Raw genomic sequence first — 15,263 nt, 5'->3', positions numbered from 1 at the left:
AGAGCGCGGCCCGCCCTGGAGAGAATCCAGGGAAGCTCACTCGCGCGGCTCGACGTTCTGGTTGAGCCGAAACAGGTTCTCGGGGTCGTACTCGGTCTTGACGTCGACCAGCCGCTCGTAGGTCTCCGCGCTATGGGTCGTTCGAAGCGGGTCCTCGGCTTCCTCACCGAAGCCCGGGAAGTTCAGGTAGCGACCGCCGGGCGAGAAGTCGCGCAGCTCCTCCCGGAACGACCGGGACCACTCGACGACGCGGTCGTCGTCGGCCGGCTCCTCCCACGTGGCGTCGATCGCCAGCAGGAACGGGTGCTCCCGGCCGCTGTACGCCGTCGCCTCGTCGGAGACGTCGGCGATCGCCCCGCCGAGGTGCCAGACGTCGACGAGGACGCGGTAGTGCGGGCGAGACTTCGCGCGGGCGACGACGGCGTCGATCGCCTCGTCGGTGAGCCCCTCGAGGAAGATCGACGTCACGTAGTAGCGAAGCTCCCCCGCCGGGAAGAACGGGTCGAAGTCCTGCTGGAGCTCGACGTACCGGGTCGGCCCGCTCAGGTCGAAAATCGGCGTTCCGAGCTCCCGGAGGGGCTCGAGTGCCCGCTCGCCCGCGTCGACGTCGCCGCTGTGGACGGCGGCGACGATGGCGACCGGCTGTTTCCGGAGCTCCTCCGGGAAGTCCGGGACGTCGGGAACGCTCCAGAAAACCAGTTCGGCGCTGACCTCGGTCGGCGCCGTCATCACGAAGTCGCGCCAGCCCCGGGCGACCGCTTTCGCGTCGTCGATCGAATGCCACGTCTCGACCGTCGCCACCTCCGGCCCGACCGGGTGGAGCTCGTACTCGAACGCCGTCACGATTCCGAAGTTTCCGCCGCCGCCGCGAAGCGCCCAGAACAGCTCCTCGTGTTCCGTCTCGCTGGCGGTCAGGTATCGTCCGTCGGCCGTGACGACGTCGACCGAGCGGAGGTTATCGCAAGTCAGGCCGTGTTCGCGCCGGAGGTAGCCGTAGCCACCGCCGAGGGTCAGGCCCGCCACGCCGGTCGTGGACACCACGCCGGCCGGCGTCGCCAGGTCGAACGCCTGGGTCTCGTGGTCGACGTCACCCCAGGTCGCGCCGCCACCGACGCGGGCGATGCGGGCCTCGGGATCGACGTCGACCCAGTTCAACTCGGACAGGTCGACGACGATGCCGCCGTTGCACGTCGCGTGTCCGGCGACGTTGTGGCCGCCGCCGCGGACCGCCACCAGCAGGTCCCGCTCGCGGGCGAACGCCACCGCCGTTCGGACGTCGGCGACGCCGGTACACCGGGCGATCATCGCCGGATATCTATCGATCATCCCGTTCCAGACCGCTCGCGCATCGTCGTAGCGCTCGTCACCCGGGAGGATCACCGCGCCACGAAACGCGTCGGTGAACGTCTCGAGTGCCTCGTCCGGGACTGCCTCGAGTCCGTCTTCCCCTGGATGTCTCTCTCCACTCTCCCCCGCATGCACCGCTCCGCCGTCCGGTCGCCGTCGCTCCGAGACGCCGTCACGAGTCTCGTCCGCGGTGTCGCCTCCGTTTCGGTCGGTTGTCATGGGTTCATCTCACCATCCATCGATGAACGAGACGAGGGCGAGGAGTACGAACGCATCTGGTGACGGCCACGCAGCTGCTGCACGGTGGTCACCAGCTGCCACTCGAGGGAAACCGACGCTCAACGGGCGTGCAGTGAAAAGACGCCGACACTCAGCGGGTGTACGTCTCGAGTCGGGCGAGCCGCCCATCCTCGAGGTCGAAGACGTCGGCGAACGCGAACAGCTCGCCGCCGCCCGAGTCGAGTAAGACACCACGGGCAACGGCTCGCTCCCCGTCGACGAGGACGTCACGAACGTCGTGTTTCGTCTCCCGGTTCGGCCGGTCCTCACGCATGAACCGGACGAACGCCTCGCGGCCGACGAGCGCCCGGTCGGGTCGATACTGGACGAACTCGGGAGCGAGGGCCGCCTCGAGGTCGTCGTACGCGCCGGCGTCGAGTGCGTCGTAGTACGTTCGCACGGCCGCCTCGGGATCCATGCCAGGCAGTGGTCGTCGCACCGACAAAAGTGTCCGGTTCACCGACTCCCCGCACCACCGACCCCTCCACGATCAGATAGAAACTCGTTTCAGGGAACGGTTTTGTCGACCCTCGTGGTACGACGATACATGTCACAGGTGTCCGATGGATTGGTCGAAGCGGTCGACCTCGAGGAGTTGAAAGCCGCGGGTCGAACGCTGATTACGAGCAACGGGACGGCGATCGCGCTCTTCTACCACGACGGGGAGGTCCGGGCGGTGGACAACCGCTGTCCGCACATGGGGTTTCCGCTTTCGGAGGGCAGCGTCGACGACGGCATTCTCACCTGCCACTGGCACCACGCCCGGTTCGAACTCTCCTGTGGTGACACCTTCGACCCGTGGGCGGACGACGTGCAGACCTACCCCGTCGAGATCCGCGACGGGACGGTGTACGTAGACCCCGATCCGCCACTGGAGACGTCGCCGGCCGAACACTGGGCCGGCCGGCTCGAGACTGGCCTCGAGGAGAACCTCCGGCTCGTGGTCGCGAAGTCGACGATCGGGCTGCTCGACGCCGGCGTGGGGTACGAGGAGCCGACGGCGACGGCCCTCGAGTTCGGTACTCGATATCGAGCGCCTGGCTGGGGCTCCGGGCTGACGATCCTCGGCTGTATGGCGAACGTGATGGACGACCTCGAGTCGGAGGATCGAAAGCGAGCCCTCTACACGGGCGTCCGCCACGTCGCGAGCGACTGTGCCGACGAGCCGCCGAACTTCGACCAGCCGTCGTTCGCGACGAGCGAGGTCGAGTTCGAGCGGTTGAAAGGGTGGTTCCGCGATTGCATCGAGGTCCGGGACGCCGACGGGGCCGAGCGCTGTCTCCGGACGGCCGTCGCCGCAGGCTGTACGGAATCGCAGGTCGCCGAACTCGTCTTCGCCGCCGCGACCGACCACCCCTACCTGAGCGACGGTCACGTGCTCGACTTCGCGAACACGGCGTTCGAGACGCTCGAGCACGTCGGCTGGGAGTTCGCGGGAGATTCGCTGGCGAGCCTCGTCGACCCACTCGTGACTGCCGCCCGGAGTGACGAACGTTCCGCGTGGCGACAGCCGATCGACCTCGTCGCCCTGCTCGAGGACGTCTACGGCGGCGACGTGACCGAGACGAGCGGCCTCGAGCGGCTGGCGAGCGAGGGCGAGGGGAAATCCTGGACCGCCCCCGAGGACTTCCGGGAGACGCTGCTCGGGGACGATCCCGAAGCCATCGTCGGTCAGCTGGCCGACGCCGTCCAGGAGGGGGCGACGACCGAAGAGCTGGCCGCCGAGGTCGCGGGCGCCGCGGCCACCCGCGTCGCCCAGTTCGGGACGGCCAACGAGTTCGGCGACTGGAACACCGTCCACCACACGTTCACGTACGCGAACGCGGTCCACGTGTCGAGTCGACGGACGGACGCCGTCGAACTCTACCGCGGGGTCTTCGACGCCGCGCTGAGCGTCTACCTCGATCGCTTCCTCAACACGCCGCCGGCTCCGATTCCCGAGGTCGGCGCCAACGACACCGGCCGGGAGTCCGACGCGATTCGCGAGGACCTGCTCGAGACGTTCGACGAGGAGGGGTCGGTGAACGAGGCCGGCCGGCTCGTCGGCGAGTTCTTCGACTGCGGTGGCGAGCCCGCCGACCTGAAACGCACCCTCGGACGCGGCCTGCTGCGCGAGGACGCGGGCTTTCACACGCTCCAGAACCTCGAGGCCGCCTTCCGGCAGTTCGACCTCGCGACCGAGGCCGACGCCGACGAGGAACGCCGTCGGGTGCCCCTCATCGCGACGGCCCGCTACCTGGCCGCCCACTTCCCGACGCGACGGGAGGCTGAACAGACGTTCACCATCGCCTCGCGGCTCAACAGCGGCGACGCGATCCACGAAGGGTAAGCTCGCTCAGTCGAGGACGACGTCCTCCCGCTCGAACGCCCCTTCACCCTCGCGCCAGCGCCAGGACCGGACCTCGAGGGCAGGCTCGAGCGAGACGATGACGTACGAGCGGTCGGGCCAGGCGGCGGCCTCGACGTCCGTCTCGCTCGGCTCGGGCGGGCCGCGCGGGTGGGAGTGGTAGAAGCCGACGATCTCCTCGCCGCGGCCCTCGAGTCGTTCGAAGACCGCGAGTTGCTCCTCGGGGTCGATCCGGTACCGGTTCAACGGGTGTTCGGCGGCGTTGCGCGTTGGGTAGTGCGACCGCACGCGGCTGCGCTCGTCGTCGAACGTCCCGCCGAAGACACCACAGATCTCTTCCGGGGCACCCTCGCGGGCGTCGGCGACGATCGCGTCGCAGGTTGCGGCGGGGAGTTCGATCGCCATTTCAGGCCTCGAGTCGGCGCGCCAGTTCGGACAGCGAAACGGCGACGTCCTCGGGTGGGGCGTCGAACCGGTCGGGGTGGACGATCGGCGCGAGGTGCTCGAGCGTGTCGACGATCCGTGGCCCGGGTCGGTTCACGTAGTGGTGCCCGTCCATCGCCCAGACTCGTCCGTTCCGGACGGCGGTGAGTTCGTCCCACCCCTCGCGATCGGTGAGGTCCGCGAGGTTCTCGGCGATCTGCTCGAGGCCGAAGCCACAGGGGGCGGCGACGAGTACCTCGGGGTTGTACGCGCGAACCTCGTCCCACTCCCGGGGCGTCGAGCGGTCGGCCGGATCGGCCATCCCGTACTCGCCGCCGGCTGCCCGGACGAGTTCGGGCACCCAGTGGCCCGCGATCATGACCGGACTCGTCCAGTCGAAGATGGCGACCCGCGGCCGGTCGACGACGGCGTCGGTTTCCTCGCGAACCGCGGCGATCCGCGATCGGAGACTCGTCACGACCTCCCGGGCCAGGCTCCCGCGACCCGCCGCGCGGCCGATCCGCTCGATATCGCCCATCACGTCGCCGACCGTGTGCGGGTCCGTCGTGACGAGTTCGGGATCGGCGTCGATCTCCTCGACGGCGCGCTCGATCACGGCCTCGTCGACCGCACAGACGTCACACATCCCCTGGGTGACGATCAGCTCCGGCTCGAGCGCCTCGAGCGTCTCGACGTCGACCTCGTAGACCCCCTCGTCGGCCGTCTCGAGCACCTGCCGGTCGATTTCAGCGCTCGAGGCGTCGGCGTCGATTCGCGAGCTCGTGACCGCAGGGATCGACTCGACACCAGGTGGGTGATCACACTCGTGTGAGACGCCGACGGGCTCGATCCCGAGCCGGCAGACGATCTCGGTGGCGGAAGGGAGCGTGGTGACGATTCGCATGGGAAACGTACGGGCTGGGTCACCAAAAGGGCACCAGAAGGCAGGACCGACGTCAGTCGTCGAGTTCGTCCGGCCGGAACTCGTCCGTTTCGGTGTCCGCGTCGTCTTTCGCACCGTCCTCGCCGAGTTCGTCCGGCCGGAACTCGTCCGTTTCGGGCCCGCCTTCGTGGACTGCCTCGAGATCCTCGAGGTCGCCGTCGGTCGCCTCCTCGAGCGCTCCCTCGTCGATCTCGATGACGACGCCGTCCTCGCGTCGCTCGACGCCGAGGAGCTGTTCGAACGCCCCCTCGGTCTCCTCGTTGACCGCCCAGGCGAACCGCAGCGCACGGTCGAGTTCTCGGCTCACCTCGCCGTCGAGGTCGCCGCGGGAGAGTTCCTCGAGGCTTCGTGCACCCTCGGGGTGGAGGTACTGGAACGGGTGGTCGGCGGGCACCTCTCGGAGGTCGACGTCGAACGACCAGACGTACGGTAACAGCTGGAGGCCGTATCCCTGGGGCTTCGGTGCGCGTCGCCCTGCGAGGGTGAACGCGACGGTCAGCGCCGTCGATCGGGCGTCAGTGTCGTAATACACGCCAGGGAGGCCCGGAATGGTGAGTCTCATTGAGGTGTGACCAGGAGGGGACGAGAGGAGAGTCTGCCCCCGGCACACCCAACCCCGTTTTCAGAGCTCGTACAGGTCGCCGTACTTCTCGGTCACGTACTCGAGGAAGTAGTCGGCGGTGTAGCCCTCGCCGGTGGCCGCCTCGACCAGCTCGGGCGTCGTGTAGCGCTTGCCGTGGGCGTGGACGTGCTCGCGGAGCCAGCCGTTTACGTCGTCGAACTCGCCGGCTCGGATGCGTTCCTCGAGGTCGCCAAGCTCGTCCTCGGCGGCGGCGTACAGCTGGGCGGCCAGCACGGAGCCAAGCGAGTACGTCGGGAAGTAACCGAAGGAGCCGTGAGACCAGTGGATGTCCTGGAGGCAGCCCTCGGCGTCGGTCTCGGGCCGAACCCCGAGGTACTCCTCGTACTTGTCGTTCCAGACCTCGGGGACGTCCTCGACCGCGAGGTCGCCCGCGATCAGGTCGCGCTCGACCTCGAAGCGGATCACGATGTGGAGGTGGTAGGTGAGTTCGTCTGCCTCGACGCGGATGAGGTTGTCGTCGTACACCTGGTTGGCCGACTCGTAGGCCTCTCGCGGCGTGACGCCCTCGGTCGCGGGGAACCGCTCGTGAACCGTCGGGAGGAACCGCTCCCAGAACGGCTCCGAACGGCCGACGTGGTTCTCCCAGAGCCGAGACTGGGACTCGTGGACGGTCAGGTCGCGAGCCTCGCCCAGCGGCGTGCCGTAGCCCTCGTCGGGCAGGCCGAGGGTGTAGTTGGCGTGGCCGAACTCGTGGATCGTCGACGTGATCGACCCGAGCAGGTCAGACTCGTCGAACCGGGTGGTGACGCGGGCGTCGAACTGCGTCCCCGTGGAGAACGGGTGCGGGGCGGTGTCGAGCCGCCCACGACCCCAGTCGTAGCCGAGTGCGTCGAGGACGTCCCGACAGACTTCTTCTTGGGTGTCGGCATCGAACTCCCCCGAGAAGGCGTCGGTCTCGAGGTCGGCGTCGCTGTCTCCGATCGCGTCGATCAGCGGTACGAGCTCGTCGCGTAGTTGCTCGAGTACCGCCTCGGCCGTCTCGAGGTCGAGGTAGGGCTCGTAGTCGGCGAACAACACGGCGTAGGGGTCCGCGTCGGGGTCGATGTGCTCGGCGTACTCGCGTTTGAGTTCGACCAGCTTTTCGAGCGTCGGCGCGAACGCCTCGAAGTCGTCTTCCTCCCTGGCCTGCTTCCACACCGGGTGGGCGTTCGCGGTCGTTTCGGAGAGCTCCTCGACGAGTTCCTGGGGGACGCTCGTCGCCCGGTCGTACTCCCGGCGGATCTCGCGGACGACCGCCGCCCGTTCCTCGTCGAGGTCGGCCGACTCGAGTTCTGCGAGCAACTCGCCCGTTTCCTCGGCAGTCAGCAGTTCGTGGCTGAGCGACGAGAGCGTCGAGAGCTGCTTCGCCCGGGCGGGCGTCCCCTCCTCGGGCATCACGACCTCCTGATCCCACCGGAGGACGCCGGCGGCGTTGCCGACGTTCCTGATCCGTTCGACGCGCCGTTCGAATCGTTCGTAGGTGTCGGACTCCGCCGACGATGCCTGGTCTGTTGCCATCGAATCGAAATAGTACCGGGGTGGCTATGAACGTCCGGGTTCCGGTTGGCCTCGGGCGTCACTGGCCGCGGAACGATCGATGCCTCGTCGCGACGTCCACCGTCGCCCGTGCCAGCGTCCCGACTCCGACCCGGGGTGAGCGCGACGGTCGGTAACACTCCACTGACTCGGTCCGGTTTCGTCTCGGCGTGAATCGAAGCCGCGTTACTCGGAGGTTTCGCTTGCGGAGTACCGGTCTCGAGAAGACGCTCAGTTATCCTTGACGCGAACCGACACCCTGAGCCGCGCGTCCCGGTCGTCCCGAGGATCAACCAGGACGCGGTGTTCGCCGTCCCGTTCTGCGTCGAAGGTCACCCACAGTCTCCGCACCTGTCCCGACATGTCGAACCTGGTGGCGTCGATTTCCTCGCCGTCCGGACCGTACAGCGTCATCCGCCCCCGCCTCGAGCCTTCGTCCCGGGTCGTAACTCTGAAATAGTTGATTCAATAGATTCTCTTGAGGATTAGACCGGCATAAATATATCATGGTTGTTCTGACGTCGTTCAGTAACTTACTTCGACATACAGATACCAGATAATTACACCAGTAAATTATGTTCGATAAACGGCCACCAATTATGAACCGCAGGGAACTCCTCGCGACGATCGGAACGGGACCACTGGTTCTCGCGGGATGTACCGGTAGAGCCGGACCCGAACTCGCACTCGGTCGAATCGAAATCCAGAATCGGAGCACGGAACCGGTGGAGATTCGCGTCACGATAACCAAAGACGGGGAAGAGCGGTATCGAGAGACGCTCTCGTTCGACGCCGCCGACTATGACGCGGACCATCCGACCGTCTCTGCAGAAACGATCGTCGAAGAATGGTTCGGGGACCCCGCCGAGTACGAGTTGACGGTAGCGATGGTGGACGGAGAGTTGAACGCGAGTTCCTCGACTTCTGAGGTGATCGATCGTGTCAGGGAACGCTACGCCAATACGCCCGCCGACGGCACGTGTTTCGCGTTCTTCGTAACGATGGGGATGTTGGGCGAGGAAGACCTCGACGCCATTCGGATCGGGCCGGAGATCATTCGACCGGACGACGACCTCCTTCCATACGCCGATTCGTGTGAGTGAGTAGCTGCTCGACGACCCGGTCGATCGGTTCGACCCCGTCAGCCGTCGATTCCTGCCCGCGGGTTCAGGACGCACGGAAAAACCGTGTCGGAAGCGTACGAGCGCCGTCACGGGGTCGGGGAACGTACAGGTCGAGAACGACGAGACGACGGTGTCGAAGCTGTCGTCGTCGAACGCGAGCGCCTGTGCGTCCATCTCGTAGAGCGTGCCGTCGACCTCGAGGCGCTCGAGGCGCTCGCGTGCGTTCGCCAGCATCGCCGGGCTGACGTCGATCCCGACGAGGTCGACTTCCGGGGGGAGGGACGGAAAGTTCGTCCCCGTCCCGCAGGCGACGTCGAGGACGCGTCCCCTCGCGTCCCCGAACAGTTCCCGCCGATAGCGACCAGTGACGGTCCGGTCGAGCCAATCGAACCGGTCGGCCCAGTCGGCCCAGTCGGCGTACGAGTCGCGGATCTCGTCGACCGACATCGGCCGGCGGTCGGCCGGGTCGGTGCCGTCGAACGGAGTGGTTCCCATCGACTGATCACCTCGATCGAAGTACGTGTGAGTCTCGTGGTAACTAGTACCATATAACTAGCAGGGACCGCTCACCTGGGTTGGGCCGACCCCGATCGGATCGAGTTACCGCGGCCAGCGTTCGGCGGCCTCGCGGTAGATCGCCTCACACCGCTCGAGTACCTCGAGCGAGACGCTCTCCGCAGCCGTGTGGGCCTCACCGGGCTCCGCCGCACCGCAGATCACGCACTCCGTTCCGGCCCGGGCGAGCCAGCCGGCGTCGGTCGCGTGCGGTTTCGTTACGAGCTCGGGCGTCCCCGTCTGGGCGGCGTCGGCCCCCTCGAGGACCGTCTCGGCGAACGTCTCGTCCTCACACCGCATCGGCGGCAGGTCCTGGTCGACGGTCCACTCGACGCCCTCGAGATCGGCGACGCGCTCGAGGGGGGCGCGTTCGCCCGGCACGGTCCGCTCGTCGATCGTCACCGTACAGCGGTCGGGGACGACGTTCATCGCCGAGCCGCCTTCGATTCCGGTGACGACGACGCTGCCCTCGAGGAGCTCGCCGGCGACCTCGACGGCCGGGCGCTCGAGTTCCCTGACGAGGTCGACGGCCGCCGTCGCGCGGTAGATCGCGTTCTCGCCCGCGCCGGGCTCGCTCGCGTGGGCGGCCGTGCCGTGAGCGGTGATCGTACTCCCTCGGCGACCCTTGTGAGCGACGGCGACGTCCGTGGTTCCGGAACTCGAGTACCCAGTCGAGCCCTCGCCGACGATCGCGTAGTCGGGGGCGAATCCCTCCTCGATGGCGTGGCGAGCGCCGACGCCGCCGACCTCCTCGCCGACGAAGCTCGCGAAGACGAGCTCGCCCGCCGGCGCTGCATCGCGGAAGGCGACGGCGGCTGCGGCCAGCGACCCCTTCATGTCCGCCGCCCCGCGGCCGTACAGTCGACCGTCGCGCTCCTCGAGGACGTACGCCTCGCCCTCGAGCTGGACAGGATCGGGGGCGACCACGTCGTGGTGGCCGACGAGCGCCAGCGTCTCGCACTCGCCGTCGTCCGTCGTGCGCCTGCCCTTCCGGGCGAACACGTTCCCCACCGCGTCCCGCCACACCTCGGCGTCGGTCTCGCGGCGAAGCCACCCCTCGAGAACGTCTCCGGCCGCCGTCTCGTCCTCGTGACTCGGGATCGAGACGAGCTCGCGCGTCAGCTCGCGTACTGGCATGGCTGACGATACCGGGGCCACGAAGTTGACTCCACTGGAGGGGGCAGAAAACCGGCCCGACCAGTGACCCATCCCGCAGGTCACGATCGAGGCGATCCGATCACTCGAGTCAGGACTGGGGCTGCTGGAGCTGTTCGTACACCGGTGGTTCGGTGATCTCCTCGGTCTGGGTGAGTCGGTGGACCGACGTGGCGACCTCCCTGATGTTCGCCGTCTGCTCCTGGCTCGCGGCGGCCACCGCCTCGGCCTCGCCGGCGACGTGGTCGGCGGTCCGGGCGACGTCCTCGACGGTTGTCGCGATCAGCTCGACGCTCTCGGCCTGCTGGTCGGTGGCGGCGGTGACGTCTTCCATCCCGCTGGCGGTCGCCCGCGCAGATTCGTAGATCTCATCGAGGTCGTCGATCGTCTCACGAACCCGACCGGTTCCGTCCTCGACGAGGTCGACGGTCTCGTCGGCGGCGTCGACCATCTCGACTGAGCCCTTCCGAACGGCTTCGACCGCATCCTCGATCTCGTCTAAGTCATCTCGAGCCCGTTCGGAGAACGACATGACCTCGTCGGCGATGACCGAGAGCGTCCCGCTGCTGCCACCAGCCCGGGAGGCCTCGATGTTGGCGTTAGTCGCGAGCACCTTCGTCCGCTTGGCGAGTTCGTCGATCCGCTCGACGACGTCGTCAATCTCGTTCGTTCGTTCCTCGAGGGCGGTCGCCGCGGCGGCGACGCGCTCGGTCGCCTCGTCGATGTCTTCGAGGGCAGAGAGCGTCTCGTCGGCCGACTCCGTGCCGCTGGCAGCCAGTTGCTCGGTCCGTTCACTCGCCCGACCCACCTCGTCGGTGATCGAGGCGACCTCCTGGACCGTGGCGCTGACGTCAGAGAGTTCCCTCGCGGCTTTCCCGGTGTCGGTCGCCTGTTGCTCGGTCAGGTCGCTGATCCGTTCGGCACGCCTGGCGACTGACTCGCTCGCCTCGTAGAGCTCTTCGACGGGCGCCTGGACGTCGTTTTCGACCTCGTCCGCCAGTTCGTCGCGTTTCTGGACCGCTCGTTCGAGATCCTGTGCGTAGGAGTCGACGTAGGTGTCCGCCGCCACCTGCAGATCGAGGTTGATGATGCGCAACAGCGCCAACATGTTCCGCATCGTGTCGTCGACGGCCTCGCGGACGGCGTCCTCGAGCAGTTCGTCGAGGGAGTCGTCCTCGTCGTCTGCGGCGTCACCGCCCAGAATGCCGCCGAGCAGCCCACCACCGTCGGCGTCCTCGGCGGCGGCCGCGCGATCGGCGGCCCACGACTCGAACGCGTCGGTAAGTTCCTCGTGGACTCGCTCGTTCATCACCCTGAAAAAGAGGTCGTAGTAGACGCCGTACTGCCCCACGTACTGTTTGAGGGGCATGTCGATGATCTCGTGGAGTTTGCCGACCCGGGCGCGGTTCTTGAAGTAGTCCTGGTCGTAGCCGCCGGTAGCGAGCGTCACGAGGTACGCCCGCTGGGTCTGTTTGAGCTGCTCGACGTTCTTCGGCGACCGCTCGATGACCTCGACCGCCTCGTCGTACTGCGTCAGGTTGGCGTAGAAGTCGTCCGCGATCGACTCCTGGTGTTCTCGAAGCAGCGGCTCGAGGTCAGACAGCCGCCGCTCGTCTTCGCCGTTGAACCCGATGAAGTCCTTTCGCCACTCGATCTCCGCCTCGTCGAGCCCGATGTTCTCGACGAGTTCGTCGACGTCGACGAAGCTGTTGAAGCCCCCACGTCCGAACGTACGTTCCGGATCCATAGCGTCATATGTCTCCATTCTTGTTTAAATTTACCTGTGGGTTCCCACCACACGGTTGCCAGGCGCGTCGACCGCTCCCGCAGCCTTATACTCACACACCGTCAACGGTCGAGCATGAACGTCGTGCCGGACACGAGCGTGGTCATCGACGGCCGCGTTTCGGCGACGATAGAAGACGGGCAGTTCGAGGGAGCGACGGTTTCGGTCCCGGAAGCAGTCGTCGCCGAACTCGAGGCACAGGCGAACGATGGCCTCGACAGCGGCTGGGACGGCCTCACCGAGCTCAAGCGGCTCGCCGAGCTGGCCGACGAGGGCGCAATCGACCTCGAGTACGTCGGCGAGCGCCCGAGCGCCATCGAGCGCGGCCACGCCTCCGAAGGCGAGATCGACGCGCTCATCCGCGACCTCGCCGAGGAGCTCGCGGCCACCTTCGTGACGAGCGACATCGTCCAGGCCGAAGTCGCCGAGGCGAAAGGGCTCGAGGTCGACTACATCTCCCCCGAAGTGCGCCGCGTCGGGACCCTCGCCATCGAGGAGTTCTTCGACGACGAGACGATGAGCGTCCACTTGAAGACCGACGCCGTACCGATGGCCAAACGCGGCTCGCTGGGCGAGATGCGCTACGAGCCGATCGCCGACGAGCCCATGGACGAGGAGACGATGGACGAGTACGCCCGCGAGGTCGTCGACGGCGCTCGAGAGGCCACCGGCGGGTTCATCGAGCTCTCCGAGCCGGGCATGAAGATCGTCCAGTTCCGTAACTACCGGATCGCGATCGCCCGCCCACCCTTCGCCGACGGCATCGAGGTCACCGCCGTCAGGCCGATCGCCCAGACCGACATCGAGGACTACGAACACGCCGACGAGCTGAAAGCGCGACTGCTCGAGCACCAGCGCGGCGTCCTCATCTCCGGCTCGCCCGGGGCAGGGAAGTCGACGTTCGCCCAGTCGGTCGCCCGCTATCTGAACGACAACGACTACGCGGTGAAGACGATGGAGAAACCCCGGGACCTCCAGGTCGGCCCCGAGATCACCCAGTACACCGCCCTGGGTGGCCAGATGGCGAAGACCGCCGACGCCCTGCTGATGGTCCGACCCGACTACACCATCTACGACGAAGTTCGCAAGACCGACGACTTCGAGGTGTTCGCGGATATGCGCCTCGCGGGGGTGGGCATGATCGGCGTCGTCCACGCCACCCGACCGATCGACGCCCTCCAGCGCCTGATCGGTCGCGTCGAACTCGGCGTGATCCCGCAGGTCGTCGACACCGTCGTCTACATCGAGGCCGGCGAGGTCTCGACGGTGTACGACGTCAAAACCGAGGTGAAGGTGCCTGCGGGGCTCACCGAGGAGGACCTCGCCCGCCCCGTCATCCTCGTCACCGACTTCCAGACCGGCGAACCCGCCTACGAGATCTACACCTTCAACCGCCAGATCGTCACCGTTCCGCTGGCCGACGAGGACGAACGCGAGTCGGGCGTCGACCGCCTCGCCAAAGGCGAGATCGAACGCGAGATCCGGTCGATCGCCCGCGGCTACGTCGACGTCGACCTCGTGAGCCAGAACAAAGCCGTCGTCTACGTCGACCAGGACGACATCTCGACCGTCATCGGCAAGGGCGGCGGCCGGATCACCGACGTCGAGAACCGCTTGGGAATCAACATCGACGTCCGCACCCACGATCAGAACCCACACCAGGGCCAGGACGGCGCGAACGCGTCGCCCTCGAGCGCGAAACCCGCCGGACAGATCGTCACGCCGGAGATCACCTCGAGACACATCGTCGTCCCGGTCGAGGGCAACCCCGGCGAAACCGTCGAGGTGCAGGCCGCCGGCGAGTACCTCTTCACCGCGACGGTGAGCCGCGGCGGCGAGATCCAGGTCTCGCGGGGCAGCGCCATCGCCGACGAACTCGAGCGGGCGATCGACCGGAAGGATCCGATCACGGTCGTTCGATCCTAACAGCTGTCGGCAGTCACGGGACCGCCTCGAGCCGTGCCTCGAGGTCGGCGTCGTCCGTCCAGCGGACGGTTCGGTCGGCGTTCTCGAGCAGTCGCAGGTGTGAGGCAGCCATCCCGTTGTCGTAGTGGGCCCTGTTCGCCGCCTCGCTTCCGTAGTCGCGTTTGAGTACCCAGACCTTCTCGCGGACGTCCTCGTGGAACAGGTAGCCGAGTTCCCAGACGTATCCGCCCTCGTAGTCCTCGATCACGGCCACGATATGCGTCGCCTTCGCACACAGGTTCTCGTAGGCGGCCGCCCACAGCGCGAGTTCGTCGGGTGTCAGGCCGAAGTCCTCGAGGCGGAACGACGTGGCGTCCCGACGGGCGCCCAGCCGTTCGTAGACAGTCATTCGGCGGTCGGCGACCTCGCTATCGCCGCCCGCACCCAGGACGAGATACCGGCGCTCGCTGTAGGCGAGGTCCCGGAATCGCTCGCCGTGGAGCAACGTCTTCAAACGTTCGTGTTCCTCGTACGTGAACGCCAGTCCGTCGACGTCGATCACGTCCGCATCGACGACGTTCTCGTCCGCCATACGCTCCCAGTGTGGCGGAACTGGCTTCAACGTGCTGGTGAACCGGCTAACGGTTCCCCCAAATAGTGGCTCAACTAGCTGGGCGACTACTGGCGTAAGAGATACGTACGTTTATGCGGGTGGACCTCGTAGCCGTTCGTATGAACCCGCCGGGACACGCGAGCGGCGACGAACCCGACACCTGGCACCTGCTGCAGGCGGTCACCACCACGAGTCGAGCCAACATCGTCGCCGATATCGTGGGCCACCCGAAGGGAGCACCCAGCGTCGACGAACTCGCGAAGACCAACCCCAGTCTCGAGAAGGACACGATCCGGGGCCACCTCTCCGTACTGAAAGAAGTCGGCGTCGTCGAGGAACTCGTTATCCCAGCCGGGGAACGGACGCGGGGCTACCCGTACAAGTTCTATCGGCTCACCGAGCGGGCGCGGACGCTCTTCGATTCGAACGATCTCTTCCCCGAGTCGGCGTGGAAGCGCCAGTACGCCCGGCTCACCAGGGACGCCGAGCTGCGCGAACTCGAGCGGATGCCGCGACCCGCACCCGAGCAGGAACACGGCGACGATCCGGAGACTGAAGCCACGGCGGATTGAGAGAGGCCCGGAGTTACGTGCCACCGATCGCTCGCCGACACCCCCGACGCTTTGCA

14 protein-coding genes are annotated in these 15,263 nt (G+C 67.0%); 3 read left to right on the top strand and 11 right to left on the bottom strand.

Translation table 11 applies throughout. The features are described 5' to 3' along the window. Window positions 1-36: 36 nt before the first annotated feature. A complete protein-coding gene (locus NMQ09_RS04240) occupies window positions 37-1,566 on the bottom strand; it encodes an FAD-binding oxidoreductase (RefSeq protein ID WP_255193198.1) in 1,530 nt (509 codons plus the stop codon). Between the two features lie 151 nt (window positions 1,567-1,717). Further along, window positions 1,718-2,044, bottom strand: a complete 327-nt coding sequence (locus NMQ09_RS04235) for a nuclear transport factor 2 family protein (protein WP_255193197.1) — start codon at window positions 2,042-2,044, stop codon at window positions 1,718-1,720. Window positions 2,045-2,173: 129 nt separating this feature from the next. Here NMQ09_RS04235 and NMQ09_RS04230 point away from each other — a divergent pair, with 129 nt between their 5' ends. After that, the gene (locus NMQ09_RS04230; protein WP_255193196.1) at window positions 2,174-3,955 is read left to right on the top strand and encodes a Rieske (2Fe-2S) protein; all 1,782 of its coding nucleotides are present in this window, start codon (window positions 2,174-2,176) and stop codon (window positions 3,953-3,955) included. Window positions 3,956-3,961: 6 nt separating this feature from the next. Here the strand turns inward: NMQ09_RS04230 and NMQ09_RS04225 are convergent, their stop codons facing one another. From NMQ09_RS04225 to NMQ09_RS04190, 8 genes are all read right to left on the bottom strand, one after another. Further along, window positions 3,962-4,378 carry a desampylase gene (locus NMQ09_RS04225; RefSeq protein ID WP_255193195.1) on the bottom strand — a complete coding sequence of 139 codons (417 nt, stop codon included), beginning with the start codon at window positions 4,376-4,378 and terminating at the stop codon, window positions 3,962-3,964. Between the two features lies 1 nt (window position 4,379). After that, the gene (locus NMQ09_RS04220; RefSeq protein WP_255193194.1) at window positions 4,380-5,300 is read right to left on the bottom strand and encodes a cobalamin-binding protein; all 921 of its coding nucleotides are present in this window, start codon (window positions 5,298-5,300) and stop codon (window positions 4,380-4,382) included. Between the two features lie 52 nt (window positions 5,301-5,352). Further along, window positions 5,353-5,901, bottom strand: a complete 549-nt coding sequence (locus NMQ09_RS04215; protein WP_255193193.1) for a hypothetical protein — start codon at window positions 5,899-5,901, stop codon at window positions 5,353-5,355. Window positions 5,902-5,961: 60 nt separating this feature from the next. After that, complete coding sequence (locus NMQ09_RS04210; protein ID WP_255193192.1) at window positions 5,962-7,479, bottom strand: carboxypeptidase M32; 1,518 nt, start codon at window positions 7,477-7,479, stop codon at window positions 5,962-5,964. Between the two features lie 249 nt (window positions 7,480-7,728). After that, window positions 7,729-7,911 carry a hypothetical protein gene (locus tag NMQ09_RS04205; protein WP_255193191.1) on the bottom strand — a complete coding sequence of 61 codons (183 nt, stop codon included), beginning with the start codon at window positions 7,909-7,911 and terminating at the stop codon, window positions 7,729-7,731. A 146-nt stretch (window positions 7,912-8,057) separates the two neighbouring features. Continuing rightward, a complete protein-coding gene (locus NMQ09_RS04200) occupies window positions 8,058-9,116 on the bottom strand; it encodes a class I SAM-dependent methyltransferase (RefSeq protein ID WP_255193190.1) in 1,059 nt (352 codons plus the stop codon). Window positions 9,117-9,221: 105 nt separating this feature from the next. Then, complete coding sequence (locus NMQ09_RS04195) at window positions 9,222-10,313, bottom strand: M20 family metallopeptidase (RefSeq protein WP_255193189.1); 1,092 nt, start codon at window positions 10,311-10,313, stop codon at window positions 9,222-9,224. Window positions 10,314-10,422: 109 nt separating this feature from the next. Next, window positions 10,423-12,078, bottom strand: coding sequence for a globin-coupled sensor protein (locus NMQ09_RS04190; RefSeq protein WP_255193188.1), 1,656 nt, complete (start codon window positions 12,076-12,078; stop codon window positions 10,423-10,425). 114 nt (window positions 12,079-12,192) lie between these two features. On the opposite strand from NMQ09_RS04190, the gene NMQ09_RS04185 reads away from it, so the two are divergent. Further along, entirely contained in the window at window positions 12,193-14,043 is a 1,851-nt protein-coding gene (locus tag NMQ09_RS04185; RefSeq protein WP_255193187.1) for a PINc/VapC family ATPase, read from the top strand. A gap of 13 nt (window positions 14,044-14,056) precedes the next feature. On the opposite strand, the gene NMQ09_RS04180 is transcribed toward NMQ09_RS04185, so the two are convergent. Beyond that, on the bottom strand, window positions 14,057-14,614 hold the full coding sequence (locus tag NMQ09_RS04180) for a DUF8170 family protein (RefSeq protein WP_255193186.1): 558 nt from the start codon (window positions 14,612-14,614) through the stop codon (window positions 14,057-14,059). A gap of 140 nt (window positions 14,615-14,754) precedes the next feature. Between NMQ09_RS04180 and NMQ09_RS04175 the strand changes: the two genes are divergently transcribed. After that, window positions 14,755-15,207, top strand: a complete 453-nt coding sequence (locus NMQ09_RS04175) for a helix-turn-helix domain-containing protein (RefSeq protein WP_255193185.1) — start codon at window positions 14,755-14,757, stop codon at window positions 15,205-15,207. Window positions 15,208-15,263 lie beyond the last annotated feature (56 nt).

It is taken from the genome of Natronobeatus ordinarius, from assembly GCF_024362485.1.
Taxonomy (GTDB): Archaea; Halobacteriota; Halobacteria; order Halobacteriales; family Natrialbaceae; genus Natronobeatus; species Natronobeatus ordinarius.
The sequence above is the reverse complement of the archived record's forward strand: the minus strand, read 5'-3'. Positions and strand labels throughout refer to the sequence as shown.

Coding starts and splice junctions, on each gene's coding strand:
- NMQ09_RS04240 (WP_255193198.1), bottom strand. CDS start 1,566: ATGACAACCGACCGAAACGGAGGCGACACCGCGGACGAGACTCGTGAC.
- NMQ09_RS04235 (WP_255193197.1), bottom strand. CDS start 2,044: ATGGATCCCGAGGCGGCCGTGCGAACGTACTACGACGCACTCGACGCC.
- NMQ09_RS04230 (WP_255193196.1), top strand. CDS start 2,174: ATGTCACAGGTGTCCGATGGATTGGTCGAAGCGGTCGACCTCGAGGAG.
- NMQ09_RS04225 (WP_255193195.1), bottom strand. CDS start 4,378: ATGGCGATCGAACTCCCCGCCGCAACCTGCGACGCGATCGTCGCCGAC.
- NMQ09_RS04220 (WP_255193194.1), bottom strand. CDS start 5,300: ATGCGAATCGTCACCACGCTCCCTTCCGCCACCGAGATCGTCTGCCGG.
- NMQ09_RS04215 (WP_255193193.1), bottom strand. CDS start 5,901: ATGAGACTCACCATTCCGGGCCTCCCTGGCGTGTATTACGACACTGAC.
- NMQ09_RS04210 (WP_255193192.1), bottom strand. CDS start 7,479: ATGGCAACAGACCAGGCATCGTCGGCGGAGTCCGACACCTACGAACGA.
- NMQ09_RS04205 (WP_255193191.1), bottom strand. CDS start 7,911: ATGACGCTGTACGGTCCGGACGGCGAGGAAATCGACGCCACCAGGTTC.
- NMQ09_RS04200 (WP_255193190.1), bottom strand. CDS start 9,116: ATGGGAACCACTCCGTTCGACGGCACCGACCCGGCCGACCGCCGGCCG.
- NMQ09_RS04195 (WP_255193189.1), bottom strand. CDS start 10,313: ATGCCAGTACGCGAGCTGACGCGCGAGCTCGTCTCGATCCCGAGTCAC.
- NMQ09_RS04190 (WP_255193188.1), bottom strand. CDS start 12,078: ATGGATCCGGAACGTACGTTCGGACGTGGGGGCTTCAACAGCTTCGTC.
- NMQ09_RS04185 (WP_255193187.1), top strand. CDS start 12,193: ATGAACGTCGTGCCGGACACGAGCGTGGTCATCGACGGCCGCGTTTCG.
- NMQ09_RS04180 (WP_255193186.1), bottom strand. CDS start 14,614: ATGGCGGACGAGAACGTCGTCGATGCGGACGTGATCGACGTCGACGGA.
- NMQ09_RS04175 (WP_255193185.1), top strand. CDS start 14,755: ATGAACCCGCCGGGACACGCGAGCGGCGACGAACCCGACACCTGGCAC.